The organism is Modestobacter versicolor (genome assembly GCF_041028285.1).
GTDB lineage: Bacteria > Actinomycetota > Actinomycetes > Mycobacteriales > Geodermatophilaceae > Modestobacter > Modestobacter versicolor_A.
Genome location: NZ_JABGDB010000002.1, coordinates 220,634 through 238,400, shown reverse-complemented (window position 1 = coordinate 238,400; position 17,767 = coordinate 220,634). Strand labels below are relative to the sequence as shown.

18 protein-coding genes are annotated in these 17,767 nt (G+C 75.3%); 14 read left to right on the top strand and 4 right to left on the bottom strand.

All coding sequences use genetic code 11. The features are described 5' to 3' along the window. Positions 1-27 precede the first annotated feature (27 nt). Together pafA and HL054_RS07425 are read left to right on the top strand one after the other, a co-directional pair. On the top strand, positions 28-1,386 hold the full coding sequence (pafA, locus tag HL054_RS07430) for a Pup--protein ligase (RefSeq protein WP_369138246.1): 1,359 nt from the start codon (positions 28-30) through the stop codon (positions 1,384-1,386). Between the two features lie 49 nt (positions 1,387-1,435). Next, on the top strand, positions 1,436-2,179 hold the full coding sequence (locus tag HL054_RS07425; RefSeq protein WP_369138245.1) for an SDR family oxidoreductase: 744 nt from the start codon (positions 1,436-1,438) through the stop codon (positions 2,177-2,179). Positions 2,180-2,275: 96 nt separating this feature from the next. On the opposite strand, the gene HL054_RS07420 is transcribed toward HL054_RS07425, so the two are convergent. After that, complete coding sequence (locus HL054_RS07420) at positions 2,276-3,394, bottom strand: DUF3866 family protein (RefSeq protein ID WP_369138243.1); 1,119 nt, start codon at positions 3,392-3,394, stop codon at positions 2,276-2,278. 39 nt (positions 3,395-3,433) lie between these two features. Between HL054_RS07420 and HL054_RS07415 the strand changes: the two genes are divergently transcribed. The 6 genes from HL054_RS07415 (at position 3,434) to HL054_RS07390 (ending at position 7,986) form a co-directional block, all read left to right on the top strand. Next, positions 3,434-4,411, top strand: a complete 978-nt coding sequence (locus HL054_RS07415) for a helix-turn-helix transcriptional regulator (protein ID WP_369138242.1) — start codon at positions 3,434-3,436, stop codon at positions 4,409-4,411. After that, positions 4,408-5,373, top strand: coding sequence for a helix-turn-helix transcriptional regulator (locus HL054_RS07410; RefSeq protein WP_369138241.1), 966 nt, complete (start codon positions 4,408-4,410; stop codon positions 5,371-5,373). The genes HL054_RS07415 and HL054_RS07410 overlap by 4 nt, the downstream gene beginning before the upstream one ends. A 42-nt stretch (positions 5,374-5,415) precedes the next feature. After that, the gene (locus tag HL054_RS07405; RefSeq protein WP_369138240.1) at positions 5,416-5,622 is read left to right on the top strand and encodes a hypothetical protein; all 207 of its coding nucleotides are present in this window, start codon (positions 5,416-5,418) and stop codon (positions 5,620-5,622) included. Between the two features lie 103 nt (positions 5,623-5,725). Then, positions 5,726-6,070, top strand: a complete 345-nt coding sequence (tatA, locus tag HL054_RS07400; RefSeq protein WP_369138239.1) for a Sec-independent protein translocase subunit TatA — start codon at positions 5,726-5,728, stop codon at positions 6,068-6,070. A gap of 88 nt (positions 6,071-6,158) precedes the next feature. Beyond that, positions 6,159-7,037 (top strand): twin-arginine translocase subunit TatC, encoded by an 879-nt coding sequence (tatC, locus tag HL054_RS07395; protein ID WP_369138237.1) that lies wholly within the window; start codon positions 6,159-6,161, stop codon positions 7,035-7,037. Between the two features lie 16 nt (positions 7,038-7,053). Continuing rightward, entirely contained in the window at positions 7,054-7,986 is a 933-nt protein-coding gene (locus tag HL054_RS07390; RefSeq protein ID WP_369138236.1) for a diacylglycerol/lipid kinase family protein, read from the top strand. A 63-nt stretch (positions 7,987-8,049) separates the two neighbouring features. Here the strand turns inward: HL054_RS07390 and HL054_RS07385 are convergent, their stop codons facing one another. Next, positions 8,050-8,700 carry a D-alanyl-D-alanine carboxypeptidase family protein gene (locus HL054_RS07385; RefSeq protein WP_369138234.1) on the bottom strand — a complete coding sequence of 217 codons (651 nt, stop codon included), beginning with the start codon at positions 8,698-8,700 and terminating at the stop codon, positions 8,050-8,052. A gap of 156 nt (positions 8,701-8,856) precedes the next feature. Here HL054_RS07385 and HL054_RS07380 point away from each other — a divergent pair, with 156 nt between their 5' ends. Then, complete coding sequence (locus tag HL054_RS07380) at positions 8,857-11,721, top strand: DEAD/DEAH box helicase (RefSeq protein WP_369138233.1); 2,865 nt, start codon at positions 8,857-8,859, stop codon at positions 11,719-11,721. Between the two features lie 109 nt (positions 11,722-11,830). Next, entirely contained in the window at positions 11,831-12,685 is an 855-nt protein-coding gene (locus HL054_RS07375; protein ID WP_369138232.1) for a DUF4333 domain-containing protein, read from the top strand. A 6-nt stretch (positions 12,686-12,691) separates the two neighbouring features. On the opposite strand, the gene HL054_RS07370 is transcribed toward HL054_RS07375, so the two are convergent. Continuing rightward, entirely contained in the window at positions 12,692-13,600 is a 909-nt protein-coding gene (locus tag HL054_RS07370; protein ID WP_369139077.1) for a 5'-3' exonuclease, read from the bottom strand. Positions 13,601-13,675: 75 nt separating this feature from the next. On the opposite strand from HL054_RS07370, the gene HL054_RS07365 reads away from it, so the two are divergent. Genes HL054_RS07365 through HL054_RS07350 form a run of 4 tightly spaced genes read left to right on the top strand, consistent with a single transcriptional unit; the run spans position 13,676 to position 16,822 of the window. Further along, positions 13,676-14,824 (top strand): M24 family metallopeptidase, encoded by a 1,149-nt coding sequence (locus tag HL054_RS07365; RefSeq protein WP_369138231.1) that lies wholly within the window; start codon positions 13,676-13,678, stop codon positions 14,822-14,824. Beyond that, positions 14,799-15,275 (top strand): Lrp/AsnC family transcriptional regulator, encoded by a 477-nt coding sequence (locus HL054_RS07360; RefSeq protein ID WP_369138230.1) that lies wholly within the window; start codon positions 14,799-14,801, stop codon positions 15,273-15,275. Before HL054_RS07365 ends, HL054_RS07360 begins: the two co-directional genes overlap by 26 nt. A gap of 49 nt (positions 15,276-15,324) precedes the next feature. Then, entirely contained in the window at positions 15,325-15,657 is a 333-nt protein-coding gene (locus HL054_RS07355) for a cytoplasmic protein (RefSeq protein WP_369138228.1), read from the top strand. Between the two features lie 52 nt (positions 15,658-15,709). Continuing rightward, positions 15,710-16,822, top strand: coding sequence for an Rv2578c family radical SAM protein (locus HL054_RS07350; protein WP_369138227.1), 1,113 nt, complete (start codon positions 15,710-15,712; stop codon positions 16,820-16,822). A 1-nt stretch (position 16,823) separates the two neighbouring features. On the opposite strand, the gene HL054_RS07345 is transcribed toward HL054_RS07350, so the two are convergent. Then, positions 16,824-17,636 (bottom strand): hypothetical protein, encoded by an 813-nt coding sequence (locus HL054_RS07345; RefSeq protein ID WP_369138226.1) that lies wholly within the window; start codon positions 17,634-17,636, stop codon positions 16,824-16,826. Between the last annotated feature and the right edge of the window lie 131 nt (positions 17,637-17,767).

Genomic DNA, 17,767 nt, shown 5'->3' with positions numbered 1-17,767 from the left:
GCGCCGCGGACGCCTACGCTCGGCGAGGTGGAACGACGGATCTTCGGCATCGAGACCGAGTACGGCGTCACGTGCACCTTCAAGGGGCAGCGCCGCCTCTCACCTGACGAGGTCGCCCGCTACCTGTTCCGCCGGGTGGTGTCCTGGGGACGCAGCTCCAACGTCTTCCTGCGCAACGGCTCCCGGCTCTACCTGGACGTCGGCAGCCACCCCGAGTACGCCACCGCCGAGTGCGACGACCTCACCGAGCTCGTCGTCCACGACAAGGCCGGCGAGCGCATCCTCGAGGGCCTGATGGTCGACGCCGAGCAGCGCCTGAACGAAGAGGGCGTCACCGGGGACATCTACTTGTTCAAGAACAACACCGACTCGGCCGGCAACAGCTACGGCTGCCACGAGAACTACCTCGTCGGCCGGCACGGCGAGTTCAGCCGGCTCGCCGACGTGCTCATCCCGTTCCTGGTGAGCCGGCAGGTCGTCGTCGGCGCCGGAAAGGTGCTGCAGACCCCGCGCGGCGCCGTCTTCTGCGTCAGCCAGCGCGCCGAGCACATCTGGGAGGGCGTCTCCAGCGCCACCACCCGGTCCCGGCCGATCATCAACACCCGCGACGAGCCGCACGCCGACGCGGAGAAGTACCGCCGGCTGCACGTCATCGTCGGCGACTCCAACATGAGCGAGACGACGACGCTGCTCAAGGTCACCATCACCGACCTGGTGCTGCGGATGATCGAGACCGGCGTGGTGCTCCGGGACATGACGCTGGAGAACCCGATCCGGGCCATCCGGGAGATCAGCCACGACATCACCGGACGGCGCAAGGTGCGGCTGGCCAACGGCCGGGAGATGTCGGCCCTGGAGATCCAGCAGGAGTACCACGACCGCGCCGCCGAGTTCGTCGACCGCGAGGGCTACGGCCCGGTGCACCGGCAGATGCTCGAGCTGTGGGGCCGCACGCTCAAGGCCGTCGACAGCGGGGACCTGTCGCTCATCGACCGCGAGATCGACTGGGCCATCAAGCACCAGCTCATCGAGCGGTACCGGGCCAAGCGCGACCTGCCGCTGTCCAGCCCGCGGGTCGCCCAGCTCGACCTCGCCTACCACGACATCCGGCGCGACCGCGGCCTGTACTACCTGTTGGAGAAGGCCGGCCAGGTCGAGCGGGTCACCCACGACCCGGCCGTCTTCGAGGCCAAGAACGTGCCGCCGCAGACCACCCGGGCCAAGCTGCGCGGCGAGTTCATCCGCCGCGCGCAGGAGAAGCGCCGGGACTTCACCGTCGACTGGGTGCACCTCAAGCTCAACGACCAGGCCCAGCGCACCGTGCTGTGCAAGGACCCGTTCAAGTCCGTCGACGACCGCGTCGAGAAGCTGATCGCCAGCATGTGACGGCGGAATCCGGTCGCCGCCCGGGCGGCCGGACCCGCAGACTGCGCCGGTGGGCACCGCACTCGTCACCGGGGTCAGCCGTCGCAGCAGCATCGGCGCCGCCGTCGCCCGACGGCTGCTCGCCCGTGGCGACCGCGTCGTCGTCTCCTCCTGGGCCCCGCACGACGCCGAGCAGCCCTGGGGCGGCGACGACCTGGCCGCGGTGCTGGCCGAGCTCGGCGACCCGCCGCACGTCAGCACCGACCTCGCCGACCCGGCCGCACCGGCAGAGCTGGTGGCGGCCGCCGAGGCGGCGATCGGTCCGCTGACCACGCTGGTGGCCACCCACGCCCGCAGCGCCGTGGGCCGGCTCGCCGACGTCACCGCCGCCGAGGTCGACCTGTGCTTCGCCGTCAACGCCCGGGGCAGCCTGCTGCTCACCCAGGCGTTCGCGGCCCGGTACGACCTGGCTGCCGGGCCGGGCGCCGTCGTCCTGTTCACCTCCGGCCAGCACCTCGGCCCGATGCCCACCGAGCTGCCCTACGCGATCAGCAAGGGCGCCGTCCAGGCGATGACGCTGTCGCTGGCAGACGAGCTCATCGACCGGGACGTCACCGTCAACTGCGTCAACCCGGGCCCGACCGACACCGGCTGGGCGTCGGGGGTCACCCAGGACGTCGTGGCCCGCGCCATGCCCCGCGGCCGCTGGAACAGCCCGGCCGAGGCGGCCGCCGTCGTCGCCTGGCTCACCGGGCCCGACGCCCGCTCGGTCACCGGCCGGACGATCGACGCCGAGGGCGGCTTCCGCCGCTGACCCGCGCGCCGCGTTGCCCGCGTTGCGTCTGCACTGCACGCGCTGCAGCACGGGCAACGCGCCCGAAGGGCGTGCAACGCCGGACGGACGGCGGCGTCAGCCGGGCAGCGGGCCGAACAGGGTGAGCTGCGCGGCGTACCGGCCGGCGGCGGCCGCGGCCAGGAAGTAGGCGCGGTCCTCGGCCAGGCCCCGGCCCATGGTCGACAGCCGCACCGGCAGCGCCTCCAGCGCCGTCTCCAGGCCCTCGGTGTCCACCCACTCGACCCGGTTGCGCTGGGGCTGGCCGGCCAGGTCCTCCTCGACCTGGCTGCCCAGGTCCGAGCCCAGCCCGCGCGGCGCCACCAGGGCCACCCCGCCCAGCGCGACCCGGCCGAACGCGGTCAGCGAGTGGTGCGAGACGCCGCGGTGCCGGGGGCGCGGGTCGGCGTCGGAGATCCGCAGCGCCCCGACGGTCTGCCCACCGAGCACGTGCACCGCGTTGCAGGCCTCCCCGGCGGCGACGCCGGAGAACCCCCACGGCGTCCCGGTGCCCAGGTTGCCCGGGCCCTGGGTGACCACGGTGACGTCGGCCCGCAGCACGTGCCGGGCGGCCAGCAGCCCGGTGTGCACGGTGACCGCCTCCAGGTCGCCGCCGAAGGACTGGCCGACGGTGACCACCCCGGCCAGCGACCCGGCGAGGGCGTCCAGCGTGCGGGAGAACGCGGCCGGCAGCGCCCCGCCGTCGGTCATCACGTAGGCGACCCGCAGCGCCGGGTCGGTGGCCTGCACCCCGGCCAGCACCGCGGGCAGCGCCGAGTGCAGGTCGGCCACGACCACCGGCATCCCACCGAGGTCCTCGGCGTCGGCGATCGCCCGGTGGTGCTCGGTCTCCTGCTCGTCCACGCCCTGCACCGTCACCTGCAGCGGCGTGTAGCGGCCCTTGACCAGGTGCCCCGGCCCGGTCGGGTCAGCCGGCAGCCGGTCAGGGACGGCGACCACCAGCGCGTACCCGCCGGTGCCCAGCCGCTGCGCCCACGCGGTGGTGTTGAGCAGCACCTCGTCGCCGACCTCCGGGGAGCCGACGACCGAGGGGTGCGCCAGCGCCTTCAGCGTCCCGTCGCCGGCCACCTCGACGGTCATCTCCTGGGCGTCGCGCCAGGACCGGCCGAGCGCGACGACCCGGCCGCGCCGCCAGCGGATGCGGGAACCAGGGACGGGGGAGGGGGCACCGGTCACCGGGAGAGGGTAAGCAGCCGGGGGCACTAGCCTGTGCGCGTGGCAGCCAAGCGGGCGGAACGACTGGTCAACCTGGTCATCGCCCTGCTGGGCACCCGGCAGTACGTGTCGGCGGCCAAGATCCGCGCCACGGTGCCCGGGTACGAGCCCGACGACGGCACCGAGCGGGCCGACGAGGCGTTCAAGCGGATGTTCGAGCGGGACAAGGCCGAGCTGCGCGAGATCGGCGTCCCGCTGGAGACCGGCCGCACCAGCGCCTTCGACACCGAGGACGGCTACCGCATCGCGCGGGCCGACTACGAGCTGCCCGAGATCACCCTCACCGGCGAGGAGGCCGCCGCCGTCGGCCTGGCGCTGCGGCTGTGGCAGTCCGCCCAGCTGGCCGGCGCCGCGCAGAGCGCACTGGTCAAGCTCCGGGCCGCCGGGGTGGAGGTCGACCAGTCCCGCGGCATCCCGATCCAGCCGCGCCTGGACGCCGGGGAGCCCGCCTTCGAGCCCTGCTACGCGGCAGCCCGCGACCGGCGGGTGCTCGCCTTCGACTACCGCCGTCCGGACGCCGACAAGGCCAGCCGCCGCCGGGTGCAGCCGTGGGGCGTGGTCGCCTGGCACGGCCGCTGGTACCTCGTCGGGCACGACCTGGACCGCGCCGCCCCCCGGGTGTTCCGGCTGTCCCGGGTCACCGGCACGCCGCGGGCCAGCGGGCCGTCCGGCGCCTTCACCCCGCCCGCCGACCTGGACCTGGCCGCGGTGGTGGCCGGCCAGGAGGCGCGGGAGGAGCACCTGGTGATCGTCCGCGCCCGGCCCGGCACGGCCATCGGGCTGCGCCGGCACGCCGAGCCGCTGGGCCCCGCCGACGACGGCGACGACCGGCTGCAGCTGCGCACCACCGAGCCCTGGTCGTTGGCCGACCAGCTCGCCGCCTACGGTCGCGACGTGCTGGTCGAGGCGCCGCAGCGGATGCGGGAGGCGGTCGTGGAGCGGCTCACCCGGCTCGCCGCGCTGGACGGCCGGGCATGACCGCGCCGAGCACCGCCGAGCGGATGACCCGGCTGCTGGCCCTGGTGCCCTACCTGCAGGCCCGCCCGGACGGCGTCCGGCTGGCCGACGCCGCCGCCGACTTCGGCGTCACCGAGGCCCAGCTGCGCCGCGACCTGGACCTGCTGTGGGTCTGCGGGCTGCCCGGGCACGGGCCCGGCGACCTCATCGACCTCGCCTTCGAGGGCGACCGGGTCCGGGTCACCTTCACCGCGGGCATGGTCCGGCCGCTCAAGCTGTCCACCGACGAGGCGGTCGCGCTCATCGTCGCGCTGCGCACCCTGCTCGAGCTGCCGGGCCTGGCCGAGGGCGAGGCGGTGAGCCGGGCGCTGGCCAAGGTGTCCGCGGCCGCTGGGCACCCCGCCGAGGCCTCAGCGCCGGTGGTGGTCAGCGTCGATGCCCGGGAGCAGTCGCTGGCCGTCGTCCGGGCCGGGCTGGAGCGGCACCGGGCGCTGCACCTGCACTACTACGTGCCCAGCCGGGACGAGCGCACCGAGCGCACCGTCGACCCGATGCGGCTGCTGCTGGTCGACGGGCACTGGTACCTGGAGGCGTGGTGCCGCAACGTCGAGGGCACCCGGCTGTTCCGGCTGGACCGCATCGACGACGTCACGGTGCTCGACGAGCCGGCCGCACCGCCGCCGGAGGCGCACGAGCGCGACCTGGACGACGGGCTCTACCAGCCGCCGGCCGAGGCGCCGCTGGTGCGGCTGCGGCTGGCCCGCACCGCCCGCTGGATCGCCGACTACTACCCCGTGGAGGAGCAGGCCGAGGTGACCGACCCGCCCGGCGGCCTCGCCGTGGCGGTGCGCACCTCCGACCTCGCCTGGGCCCGCCGGCTGGTCGCCTCCCTCGGCGGCGCCGCCACCGTGGACGAGCCGGCGGAGCTGGCCGCCCAGGTGGCCGGGGAGGCCCGAGCTGCGCTGGCGCGGTACGCGGACTGACGGCGCGGCGGCCCCGCACCCGCGGCGGTTAGGGTCGTCCCCGTGGTGCTGATCGTGTGGATCGTCGTGGCCGTGCTCGCGCTGCTGGTGCTCGGCGTGCTGGCCTACAGCCTGCTCGGCGCCGCCGGGCGGCTCAGCCGTGAGCTGCGCGGACTCGAGCGCGACGTGGCGCCGCTGCTGGCCGAGGCCCAGGCCGCGGCCGACCGGGCCGCCGCCCAGCGCGCCCTCCGGTCGGAGACCGACGACTGAACCCCAGGTGGACGGCGTGCGTACAGCCGTGCGCGGCCCTGGACCCCTGGTGTCCCCGGCGTAGAGTCAGCCCGGCACGCCCCCCACGACTCGGAGGAGTCCGATGAACCTCGGTCCCATGGAGATCGGCCTCATCATCCTGGCCGTCCTGCTGCTCTTCGGTTACAAGAAGCTGCCCGACGCCTCCCGCTCGATGGGGCGCTCGATGCGCATCTTCAAGAGCGAGATGAAGGGCATGAAGGACGACGACGTCCGCGCCAAGGACGAGGCCCGCACCGCTCCGGTGACCGGTCAGCTCGTCCCCCCGGCTGCGGCCCAGGCCCCGGCTCCGGCGCCGGCCGTCGTCGACTACGAGGCCGAGGCCCGTGCCGCCGAGGCGCGTGCCGCCCAGGCCCGCGCGGCCGCCGAGCAGGCCCGCGCGTCGGCCGTCGCCGACAGCGCCCGCTGACCCGCTCTCCCGTCTGCCGCCCGTGACCTTGGCAGGGCGAACGCGCGACCGTCGACCGCGGCGTCCCGAACGGGACGCCGCGGCGACGATGAGCCTCATCGGCCATCTCCGCGAGTTGCGCAACCGGATCGGCATCGCGCTGCTGTTCGTGCTGATCGGCACCGCGGTCGCGTTCTGGTGGTACGAGCACGGCCTGGGTGACTTCATCAGGGCGCCGTACTGCAACCTCCCGTACGACCTGCGCTACAACGACGCCGACGGCAGCTGCGGCCTGCTGGTGACCAACGTCTTCGGCGGCGCGCTGATCCGGCTGAAGATCAGCTTCATCGCCGGCGTCGTCCTGTCGGCCCCCTTCTGGCTGTACCAGCTCTGGGCGTTCCTCACCCCGGGGCTGAAGCGGAGCGAGAAGCGCTACGGCGTGGGCTTCGTCGCCGTCTCCTCCCTGCTGTTCGCCCTCGGTGCCGCGCTGGCCTACCTCTCGCTGTCCGCGGGCCTGCGGCTGCTGCTGGGGCTGGCCGGTGAGGGCGTGGTCGTGGCGCTCACCGCCGAGGAGTACATCGGCTTCGTCATCTCGCTGCTGGTCGCCTTCGGCGTCAGCTTCGAGCTGCCGCTGATCGCGGTGGCGCTCAACCTCATCGGGGTGCTGTCGCACGAGGCGCTGTCCAAGGGGCGCCGCTGGATCTACTTCCTCACCATCGTCTTCGCCGCCTTCATCACCCCGACGCAGGACCCGTTCACGATGCTGCTGATGGCCGGCCCGATGTGCGTGCTGTTCGAGATCGCCATCCAGATCGCCCGGTTCGTGGACAAGCGGCGGGCGAAGAAGGCCGCTGCCGAGGGCCTGGCCGACCTGGACGACGGCGAGGCCTCACCGCTGGTCGAGGGACCGAGCGCGCTGGACACGACGCCCAGCCCGCTGGACACCACGCCCAGCCCGCTGGACGAGCCGGCGACCACCCAGCGCTGACCGCCCCGCGGTGAGCATGTCCAGGGCACCTGAGGTCGCCGTGCTGGTCAACGCCGCGGCGGGCCGGGGGCGGGGCGCCCGCGCCGTCCCTGCCGTGACGGCGGCGCTGGCCGGCGCCGGGGTGACCCCGGTGCTGCTGACCGCCACGAGCCGGGCCGACGCCGAGCGGCTGGCCGCGGCCGCGGTGGCCGACGGGGTGGCGGCGGTCGCCGCCCTCGGTGGGGACGGCGCCGCGCACGCGGTCCTCCAGGCGGTGGCGGGGACGACGACCGCGCTGGCTCTGCTGCCCTCCGGCACCGGCAACGACCTGGCGCACGCCCTGGGTGTCCCGGCCGACCCGGTCGCGGCGGCCCGGGCGGTGGCCGTGGACGTGCTCTCCGGCGTCCGTCGTCGGGTGGACGCCGCCCGCACCGGTGACCGCTGGTGGGGCACGGTGCTGTGCTGCGGGTTCGACTCGGCGGTCACCGACCGGGCGAACCGGCTGCCCTGGCCGCGCGGTCCACGGCGCTACGACGTCGCCGTCCTCGCCGAGCTGGCCCGGCTGCGACCGCGCGAGCTGGCGCTGACCGTGGACGGGGTCGGGCAGCAGCTGCTCGTCACGATGATCTCGGTCGCGAACACCGCCTGGTACGGCGGCGGGCTGCAGATCGCCCCGGGCGCCGACCCGGCCGACGGACTGCTGGACGTCGTCGTCGTCGGGCCGGTCAGCCGGCGCGAGCTGGCGCGCACCCGGCCCCGGCTGGCCGCCGGCACCCACGTCCAGCACCCGGCGGTCACCGTGCTGCGCGGCCGTGAGGTGCGGCTGGACGGCGACGGCCCGACCACCTACGCCGACGGTGAGTCGGTGTCCGCGCTGCCGGCGGTGTCGGTGTGCGTGCCGGGCGCCGTCGCCGTCGTCGGCACCGGTCGCCGTCCCCCCTCCCACGAAGATGGCCATCTTCGGCGCTGACCCGGGGGACGAAGATGGCCGTCTTCGTGGCCGCCGGGGGACGGCGGGGTGCGGACACCGGGTTCAGCCGGCGGCGTCGGCGAGCTGGGGCGGGCAGGTGCCGCCCGGTCCGGTCGCCAGCTCGTAGTGCCACAGCTCGTTGGCGTAGGTCTGGCACAGGCCGAACTCGTCGCCGTGCTGGCTCAGCCAGCTCGCGGCGTCGGCGGAGGCGACGTCGACCGCCCGGCCGGACACGTGCGTCGACCGCTCCGGCGTGTTCACCCAGCGCCGGGCCTCCTCGGTGCTGCCGTAGCGGCGTACCGCGGCCGCCAGCAGGTCCGCCTGCAGGGCGGCGCTGCGCCAGCCTGAGCTGATCCGGATCTCGACCCCGGCCGCTGCCGCCTCCTGGGCGGCCTGCTGCACCGCGGTCAGCAGCGCCGGGTCCAACCGGGCCAGCGCGGGGGAGGCGGTGTCGTCGGGGTCCAGGCTCTGCCCCTCGGGCAGCCACCCGTCCGCCGCCGTGATCGGCCCCCGCTGGTCGGGCGCGTCCCGGGGCGGGGTGCCGACGTCGTCGGCGACCGCGCCGGGCACGGGACCCGGGACGCTGCTGGAAGCGCTGCTGGGCGCGGGACCGGCTGACGCGCTGTCGGCGGCCGGTGCGCACGCCGCGACGAGGGCGACGGCGAGTGCGCCGGCCGACAGACCGGCGGCGAGGGTGGCGCGGATCCGCGTCACGGGGGGCTCCCTCCTGGGCACCCGGCGGGTCCGGGCGACTGGGAGGAGTGCACGCCAGGCGGTGTAGCGCCGACGTAAGGAGCCGCCGGGACGGCGGGACCTGTGGGTTCGGGACGACCTGGGGCCGGAGCGGCCGACCGCGCATACGGTGGGGGCATGTCCAGCCCGGCCGAGCGGTACGCAGCTGCCCGCCGGCGCACCGCACACCCCACCCTCGCGGACTTCACCGCCGAGCTCGGCTTCTCCCTGGACCCGTTCCAGGTGGAGGCGTGCGAGGCCCTGGAGGAGGGTTCGGGTGTGCTCGTGTGCGCCCCGACCGGCGCCGGGAAGACCGTCGTCGGCGAGTTCGCCGTCCACAAGGCGTTGCAGGAGGGCCGCAAGGCCTTCTACACCACGCCGATCAAGGCGCTGTCCAACCAGAAGTACAGCGACCTGTGCGACCGGTACGGCGCCGAGCGGGTCGGTCTGCTCACCGGGGACAACGCCGTCAACGGCGACGCCCCGGTGGTGGTGATGACCACCGAGGTGCTGCGCAACATGCTCTACGTCGACTCCCCGACGCTGACCGACCTCGGCTACGTGGTGATGGACGAGGTGCACTACCTCGCCGACCGGTTCCGCGGCGCGGTCTGGGAGGAGGTGATCATCCACCTGCCCGAGCACGTCCGGCTGGTGTCGCTGTCGGCGACGGTGAGCAACGCCGAGGAGTTCGCCGACTGGCTGGTCACCGTGCGCGGGGACACCGCAGTCGTGGTCAGCGAGGTCCGGCCGATCCCGCTGTGGCAGCACATGCTCGTCGGCGGCCGGGTGTTCGACCTGTTCGCGCTGCGGCCGGCCGCGCACGCGGGGGAGTGGGAGCAGACCCCGCGGGGGCTGTCCACCCGGGAGCGCGGCCGGGCGGTCGTCGACCCGGAGCTGGTGCGCTACGTCCACGAGCAGGACCGGCGGTACGACTCCTGGCACGGCGGTGGGGGCGGCGGCCTGCGGGGGAGCTCCGGCGGCAGCGGGCACCGGCCGCGGTACCGGCCGCCGTCCCGCCCGGAGGTGGTCGAGCGGCTGGACCGCGCCGGGCTGCTGCCGGCCATCACCTTCGTGTTCAGCCGCGCCGGCTGCGACGCCGCCGTCCACCAGTGCCTGGGCTCGGGGATGCGGCTCACCGACGAGAGCGAGCGGGCCGCGATCGCCGAGGTCATCGACCGGCGCACCGGCTCGCTGCCGGAGGAGGACCTGCACGTCCTCGGCTTCTGGGAGTGGCGGGAGGGCCTGCTGGCCGGGGTCGCCGCCCACCACGCCGGGCTGGTGCCCGCGTTCAAGGAGACCGTCGAGGAGTGCTTCGTCCGCGGCCTGGTCAAGGCGGTGTTCGCCACCGAGACGCTGGCCCTGGGCATCAACATGCCGGCCCGCACCGTCGTCCTGGAGAAGCTGGTCAAGTGGAACGGCGAGGCGCACGCCGACGTGACGCCGGGGGAGTACACCCAGCTCACCGGTCGGGCCGGGCGCCGCGGCATCGACGTCGAGGGGCACGCGGTCGTCGTCTGGGCGCCGGGGGTCGACCCGGCGGTGGTCGCCGGGCTGGCCAGCACCCGCACCTACCCGCTGCGCTCGTCGTTCCGGCCCAGCTACAACATGGCGGTCAACCTGGTCGGTGCGTTCGGCCGGGAACGCGCCCGGGAGCTGCTCGCCGCCTCCTTCGCCCAGTTCCAGGCCGACCGCTCGGTGGTCGGCCTGGCCCGGTCCGCGGCCCGGCACGAGGAGGACGCCGCCCGGCTGCTCAAGGAGATGAACGGCGGGCTCTCGAACGCCGCGCTGGACGTCGCCGGGTACGCCCGGCTGCGGCTGGAGATCACCGAGCGCGAGAAGGCGCTGTCCCGCGACTCGCAGGCCAAGCGCCGGCTGGACGCCGCCGAGTCGCTGGCCGCGCTGCGCGCCGGTGACGTGATCCGGGTGCCCAGCGGACGACGTCAGGGCCTGGCCGTCGTGCTGGACCCGGGCACCACGGAGCTGTCCGACCCGCGGCCGCTGGTGCTCACCGAGGACAAGTGGGCCGGCCGGCTGGGTTCGGTCGACTTCCCGTCGCCGGTGACGGCGCTGGCCCGGGTGCGGGTGCCGAAGAACTTCAACCACCGCAGCCCGCACGCGCGCCGGGACCTCGCCGCCACGCTGCGCACCGCCCGGATGGAGAACGACCTGGGCGCCCGGCGCACCCGGGGCCGCTCGGCCGCGGCCGACGACCCGGTGCTGGCCGACCTGCGGCACGCGCTGCGCGCCCATCCGGTGCACGCGCTGCCCGACCGCGAGGAGCGGGTGCGCGCCGCCGACCGCTGGCTGCGCGAGCTGCGGGACGCCGAACGGCTGCGCCGGCAGATCGCCGACCGGACCGGGTCGCTGACCCGGCAGTTCGACCACACCTGCGACGTGCTGCAGGAGCTGGGCTACCTGCACCCGGTGGCCGAGCTGCCGGTCGAGCCGCCCGAGGACGGCGTGCCGCCGGAGGAGTCGCCGGTGGTCACCGACGACGGCCGGCGGCTGAGCCGGATCTGGTCGGAGACCGACCTGCTCACCGCCGAGTGCCTGCGGGCCGGGGTGTTCCGCGGGCTCACCCCCGCCGAGCTCGCCGGCTGCGTGTCGGCGCTGGTCTTCGAGGCGCGCCGGGAGGGGCCGGGCTCGCCGTCGGTGCCGGCCGGCAAGGTCACCGCGGCGCTGGCGGGGATGCGCCGGGTGCACGACCGGCTGGCCGACGTGGAGCGCGAGCACGAGGTGCCGGTGACCCGCGAGCTGGACCTCGGCTTCGTCTGGGCCGCCTACCGCTGGGCCGACGGGCAGAGCCTGGACCGGGTGCTGGCCGGGGCCGAGCAGGCCGGCACCGAGCTCTCCGGCGGGGACTTCGTGCGCTGGGCGCGGCAGCTGGTCGACCTGCTCGACCAGCTGGCCAAGGTGGCCGACCAGCCGCTCGCCGGCATCGCCCGGTCGGCGGTCGGCCGGGTGCGCCGCGGGGTCGTGGCCGTCGCGGTCAGCGGCTGAGCGCGCCGCAGCCGGTGTGCCGGGCCACCGCGGTCGCGGTACGACAGAATCGGGCGCCCCGCCGCATGCCGCCGTGCCCGGGAGCGCGACGTCCGACCGAGGAGCGACGATGAGCCAGCCGCCGCAGGGCGAGGAGCCGCAGGACCCCCGCCCGCCTGCGCCCGGCTGGGGACCGCCGTCCGGGCAGCAGCCGCCGGGGCAACAGCCCTCGGGACAGCAGCCGTCGGGGTACCAGCAGCCTGCTCCGGACCAGGGCTGGGGGCCGCCGTCCGGGTACGGGAACCGGTACGGCCAGCCGTCGTCCGGGCAGCCGCCGTACGGCCAGCCAAAGTACGGGCAGCCGCAGTACGGGCAGCCGCAGTACGGGCAGCCGCAGTACGGGCAGCCGCAGTACGGGCAGCCGGGCCACGGGCAGTCTCCGCACGGCCAGCCCCCGTACGGGCAACCGCAGTACGGCCAACCGCAGTACGGCCAACCCGGCTACGGGCAGCCGCAGTACGGTCAGCCTGCCTACGGCCAACCGCAGTACGGGCAGCCCGGCTACGGGCAACCCCAGTACGGCCAGCCGCCGTACGGGCAACCCCGGTACGGCCAGCCGGGGCAGCACGGCACCCCCTACGGCCAGTACGGCGCCTGGGGGCAGCCTGAGCAGCCCGCGCGGCGGTCCCGGAGGCCCAAGGTCCTCGGTCTGGTGCTCCTCGCCGTCCTGGTGGTCGGCCTGGCCATCACCCTGCCGGTCGTCCTCGGCTCCACCCGGCTGGACCCGCAGGCCGTGCAGCGCGACGTCGCCGCCCAGTTCGAGCAGCGCGAGGGCGTGGGCCTGGAGCTGGACTGCGCGCAGGAGATGCCGGTCGAGACCGGTGCCAGCTACGAGTGCGACGGCACCACGGCCGACGGCGACCCGATGACCATCACCATCACGATCACCAGCGACGACGGGGACTACACCTGGTCCGACGGCTGAGGCCGGTCAGTCCCGTTCCCAGCCCAGCGCGGCGCCGAGCCGGCGCACCGAGGACTCCAGCCCGTGCTGCGCGGCCAGCGCGGCGAGCGCGTCCGGGTCGGCCGGCCGGCGGGGGAGGTCGCCGTCCACCGGTGGCAGGTCGATGGTGGTGACGACGGCGACCACCTCGGGGGCGGCGTCGAGGTAGCCCGCCGCGGCGTGCAGCTTCTTCAGCACCGCGGCGGTCAGCGGCGGCCTCGGGACGACGGCGCAGTCGGCGGCCTGCCGGATGCCGGCCAGCGAGCCGAACTCGTTGATCAGCGCGGCCGCCGTCTTCGCGCCGACGCCCACGACACCGGGCAGCCCGTCGCTGGGGTCGCCGCGCAGCACCGCGAAGTCGGCGTAGGCCCGCCCGGGGATGCCGTACTTGGCCGCCACCGCCGCCTCGTCGACGAACTCCAGGTCGTTGATGCCGCGGTTGGTGTAGAGCACCCGGACGCCGCGGGCGTCGTCGACCAGCTGGAACAGGTCGCGGTCGCCGGTGACCACGTCGACCGGCCCGCGGGCCCGGGTGGCCAGCGTGCCGATGACGTCGTCGGCCTCGTAGCCGGGCGCACCGACCCGGGCCAGCCCGGCGGCGGCGAGCACCTCGACCAGCACCGGCACCTGCGGGCCGAGCTCGTCGGGCACCTCCTCACCGCCCTCGGCAGCGACCCGGTGCGCCTTGTAGGTGGGCAGCGCGGCCACCCGGAACGCCGGCCGCCAGTCGTCGTCCCAGCAGGCCACCCAGCGGTCGGGACGGTGGGCGGTGACCAGCCGTGAGGTCATGTCCAGGAAGCCGCGCACCGCGTTGATCGGGCGGCCGTCGGGCGTGGTGACGGTGGTCGGCACGCCGTAGAAGGCGCGGAAGTAGAGGCTGGCGGCGTCCAGCAGCATCGTCGTCACGGACGGCACCGTAACGGTGCGGTGACGGCGGCCGGGGCCGTCCGGGCCGCTGGTTAGTCTGCGCACGTGGCCGCCGTCCCCTCCTCCTCGTCCCCGCTCGTGCCCGTCGACCGGGTGCACGCCGCCCGCGCGGTCGCCGACGGGCTCGGCATCGACGTCCTCGTGGTCACCCCCGGCTCCGACCTGCGGTACCTCACCGGCTACCACGCCCACGCGATGGAGCGGCTGACCGCCCTGGTGGTGCCGCGCCGCGGCGAGCCGCTGCTGGTGGTGCCCCGGCTGGAGGCGCCGATGGTGGACGCCTCGCCGGCCGGTGCGCTGGGCCTGGAGGTGCTGGCCTGGGACGAGACCGAGGACCCGTTCGCCCGGCTGGCCGAGGCGGTCACCGCCCGGCTGGGGAGCGCGCCCACCCGGGTCTCGGTCGGCAACCGGACCTGGGCCGAGCACGCCCTCGGCGTCCAGCGGGCGCTTCCCGGTGCGGCGCTCGAGCTCGGCAGCCCCGTCGTCGACCGGCTGCGCATGGTCAAGACCCCCGCCGAGGTGACCGAGCTGGCGCTCGCCGCCGCCGCGATCGACCGCGTGCACGCCCGGATGGGGGAGTGGCTGCGGGTCGGCCGCACCGAGGCCGAGGTCGGCGCCGACATCGCCGCGGCGATCCTGGCCGAGGGCCACGTCTCGGTGGACTTCACCATCGTCGGGTCGGGCCCGAACGGGGCCAGCCCGCACCACGAGCTGTCCGACCGGGTCGTCGTGGGCGGCGACGTGGTGGTGGTGGACATCGGCGGTGAGACGGCCACCGGCTACCGGTCCGACTGCACCCGCACCTACCTCGTCGGCGGGGTCGCCGCCCGCAGCCTGAAGGACTGGTACGGCGTGCTGCAGCGGGCCCAGGCGGCGGCCGTCGCGGCGGTGCGCCCCGGCGTCACCTGCGCCCAGGTCGACGCCGTCGCCCGCCAGGTGATCACCGACGCCGGCTGGGGCGAGCAGTTCATCCACCGCACCGGGCACGGCATCGGGCTGGACAGCCACGAGGCGCCCTACATCGTCGAGGGCAACGACCTGCCGATCGAGCCGGGGATGGCCTTCTCCGTCGAGCCGGGCATCTACCTGCCCGGCCGGTACGGCGCCCGCATCGAGGACATCGTCGTCTGCACCGACGACGGCGTGCGGAACCTGAACGGGGGCACCCGTGAGCTCGTCGAACTCCCCGGCTGACCCGCCGACCGTCGCCCCGGACGTCGACCGGGCGCTGCTGAGCGCGCTCGCCCGGGACGGCCGGGCGAGCTACACCGACCTGGCCGAGCTGGTCGGGCTGTCGGTGTCGGCGGTGCACCAGCGGGTGCGCCGGCTCGAGCAGCGCGGGCTGATCACCGGGTACGCCGCGCAGCTGGACGCCAAGGCGCTCGGCCTGCCGCTGACGGCGTTCGTCTCGATCACGCCGATCGACGTCGGCCAGCCCGACGACGCCCCGGCCCGGCTGGCGCACCTGACCGCGATCGAGGCCTGCCACTCGGTCGCCGGCGTGGAGAGCTACATCCTCAAGGTGCGGGTCGCGTCCCCGGACGCGCTCGAGGGGCTGCTGCACGAGATCCGGTCCTCGGCCAACGTCAGCACCCGGACGACGGTCGTGCTCTCCACGTTCTACGAGGACCGCCCGCCCGTCTGACGCGCACGCACCCCTGTCCGGGCGGGGGCCGCCGCAGTAGCGTCCGACGATGGACCTCGACCCGGTGACCACCAACCCCGACGTCTACCGGGTGCTGTTCGAGAACCCCCGCGTCCGGGTGCTCGAGTACACCGACGCCCCCGGCCACCGGACCACGCCCCACCACCACCCGGACAGCGTCATGGTCACGCTGTCGTCGTTCCGCCGGCGGCTGTCCGCCGGCGGCCGGGACGTGGACGTCGAAATGCCGCAGGGGGTCGCGCGCTGGCTCGACGCGCAGGAGCACTCCGGTGAGAACACCGGTGAGACCCCGACGCACACCGTCTTCGTGGAGCTGAAGGAGCCTGGTCCGCCGGGGGACGGCGCGCTCGGTCCCCGCTGACCTCGGCGCGCGGCCGCTGGACACCGCTTCGAACGTGTGTTCGGATGGCGGCATGCGATGGGACGCCCAACGGCTCGACCTGGCCGAGCCCGAGGTGCTGCCCGGGCTGCCCACGGTGCGCGGTCTGCTGCGCAGCGTCGAGGTGCCCGAGTTCCCCGGGCTGACCTTCCACGAGGTGCGGGCGAAGAGCGCGCTGAACGCCGTGCCGGCGGGCTCCGCGATGCCGTTCGCCTACACGGTCAACACCTTCCGGGGATGCTCACATGCCTGTGTCTACTGCTATGCCCGCAGCACGCACGAGTGGCTGGAGCTGGACAGCGGCACGGACTTCGACCAGCAGATCGTGGTCAAGACCAACGTCGTCGAGGTGCTGCGGCGCGAGCTGGCCCGGCCGAGCTGGAAGCGCGAGCACGTGGCGCTGGGCACCAACACCGACCCCTACCAGCGGGCCGAGGGCCGGTACCGGCTGATGCCCGGCGTCATCGACGCCCTGGCCCGCTCGGGCACGCCGTTCTCCGTCCTCACCAAGGGCACGCTGGCCCGGCGCGACGTGCCCCGGCTGGCCGCCGCCTCGCGCGACGTCCCGATCGGGATGGGCGTCTCGATGGCCATCTGGGACGACGACCTGCACGCCGCCCTGGAGCCCGGTGTCCCGACGCCGCGCGCCCGGCTGGACCTGGTGCGGGCGATCACCGACGCCGGACTGCCCTGCGGGGTGTTCCTCGCCCCGGTGCTGCCCGGGCTGACCGACCGGCTGGAGCACCTCGAGGCGGCGATCGGGGCCATCGCCGCGGCCGGCGCCACCGGGGTCACCGTGGTGCCGCTGCACCTGCGTCCGGGCGCCCGGGAGTGGTTCACCGCCTGGCTGGCCCGCGAGCACCCGGGCCTGGTCGGCAGGTACCGCCAGCTCTACGGCCGCGGCGCTTACGTCCCGGCCGAGTACCGCGCCTGGCTGGCCGGCCGCGTCGCCCCGCTGCTGGCCCGGCACGGCCTGGACCGGCAGAGCAGCGGCACCGCCCGAGGGACGGCCGGGGAACCCGCCGGGCCGGACACCGGCCTGCCCGGGGACGAGTCGGTGGGCTTCCCGGCCGGCAGCCTGCCGGTCCGGCCGGTGGGCCACGTCCCCGTCGTGCCGCCGGAGCCGGAGCAGCTCGCGCTGTGCTGACTCAGCCGGCCTGCCGGGCCGCCCGGTGCACGCTGCGCAGCGCGCGCACCGCCCCGCGCGGGCCCACCGGAGCCGCACCGCCGGCCAGCGCCAGTCGCCGGTAGGAGTCGTAGGAGAGGGTCAGGTAGTCCGCCGCCAGCGCCTCGACGTGCTCGCGCTGGCCCGGGGCGGCGGTGGCGCGCATGGCCGTCGCCGTCCGGACGGCGTGCTTGGCGAAGGTCACCTGCAGCGCCTGGGTCGACAGCCGGCCACCGACGTGCGAGTCGATGCCCGGGCCACGGCGCAGCGCCGGCAGCACCCACGGGCTGGCCGCCAGGGCGGGGAACCGGTTGCGCACCGCCTCCCAGGCGTGCCAGGCCGTCAGCGCTCCCGGCACCGCCCACTCGCCGTCGTCGGTGGAGATCAGCAGCCGCCGGGCGGTGGTCCGCACCTGGTCCCGTCGCAGCGAGCGGAACTGCCCCACGGTGCCGGGCCAGCCCAGGGCGATCGCGCACCAGGCCACCGACCGCAGGTGCTCCGGCGCCTCGCTGCGCACCCGGGTCAGCTCCCGCAGGTCGAGCACCGGGGGATCGGGCTCCGGGGTCCTCGGCTGCGGGACGTCGATCCCGCCGTACCGCGCGACCTTGCTGTAGAGCGCGACGGTGGCCGGCTTCCAGTCCCGTGCCGCGGCCAGCGGGTCGAGCCCGGTCTCGGCGAGCGCGTCCGGGCCGAGGTCCAGCTCCAGGGCGGCCTCCACCAGCCGCCGCCACTGCGGCTCGTAACCGAGGGGCGGCGTGAGCCGCGCCCAGGCGCGGACCGGGGGAGGAGCCGGCATGTCGGGCAGCGGAGGCTGCCACCCACCTCGCATGCGCAAATACTACCGTTATCCCCAACAATGTCGCGCCTTTTCGTTGTGGTCACCTGCCGAAGGCAACGCTCGGCGCCCTCCGGGCGCCATGGCGCCCT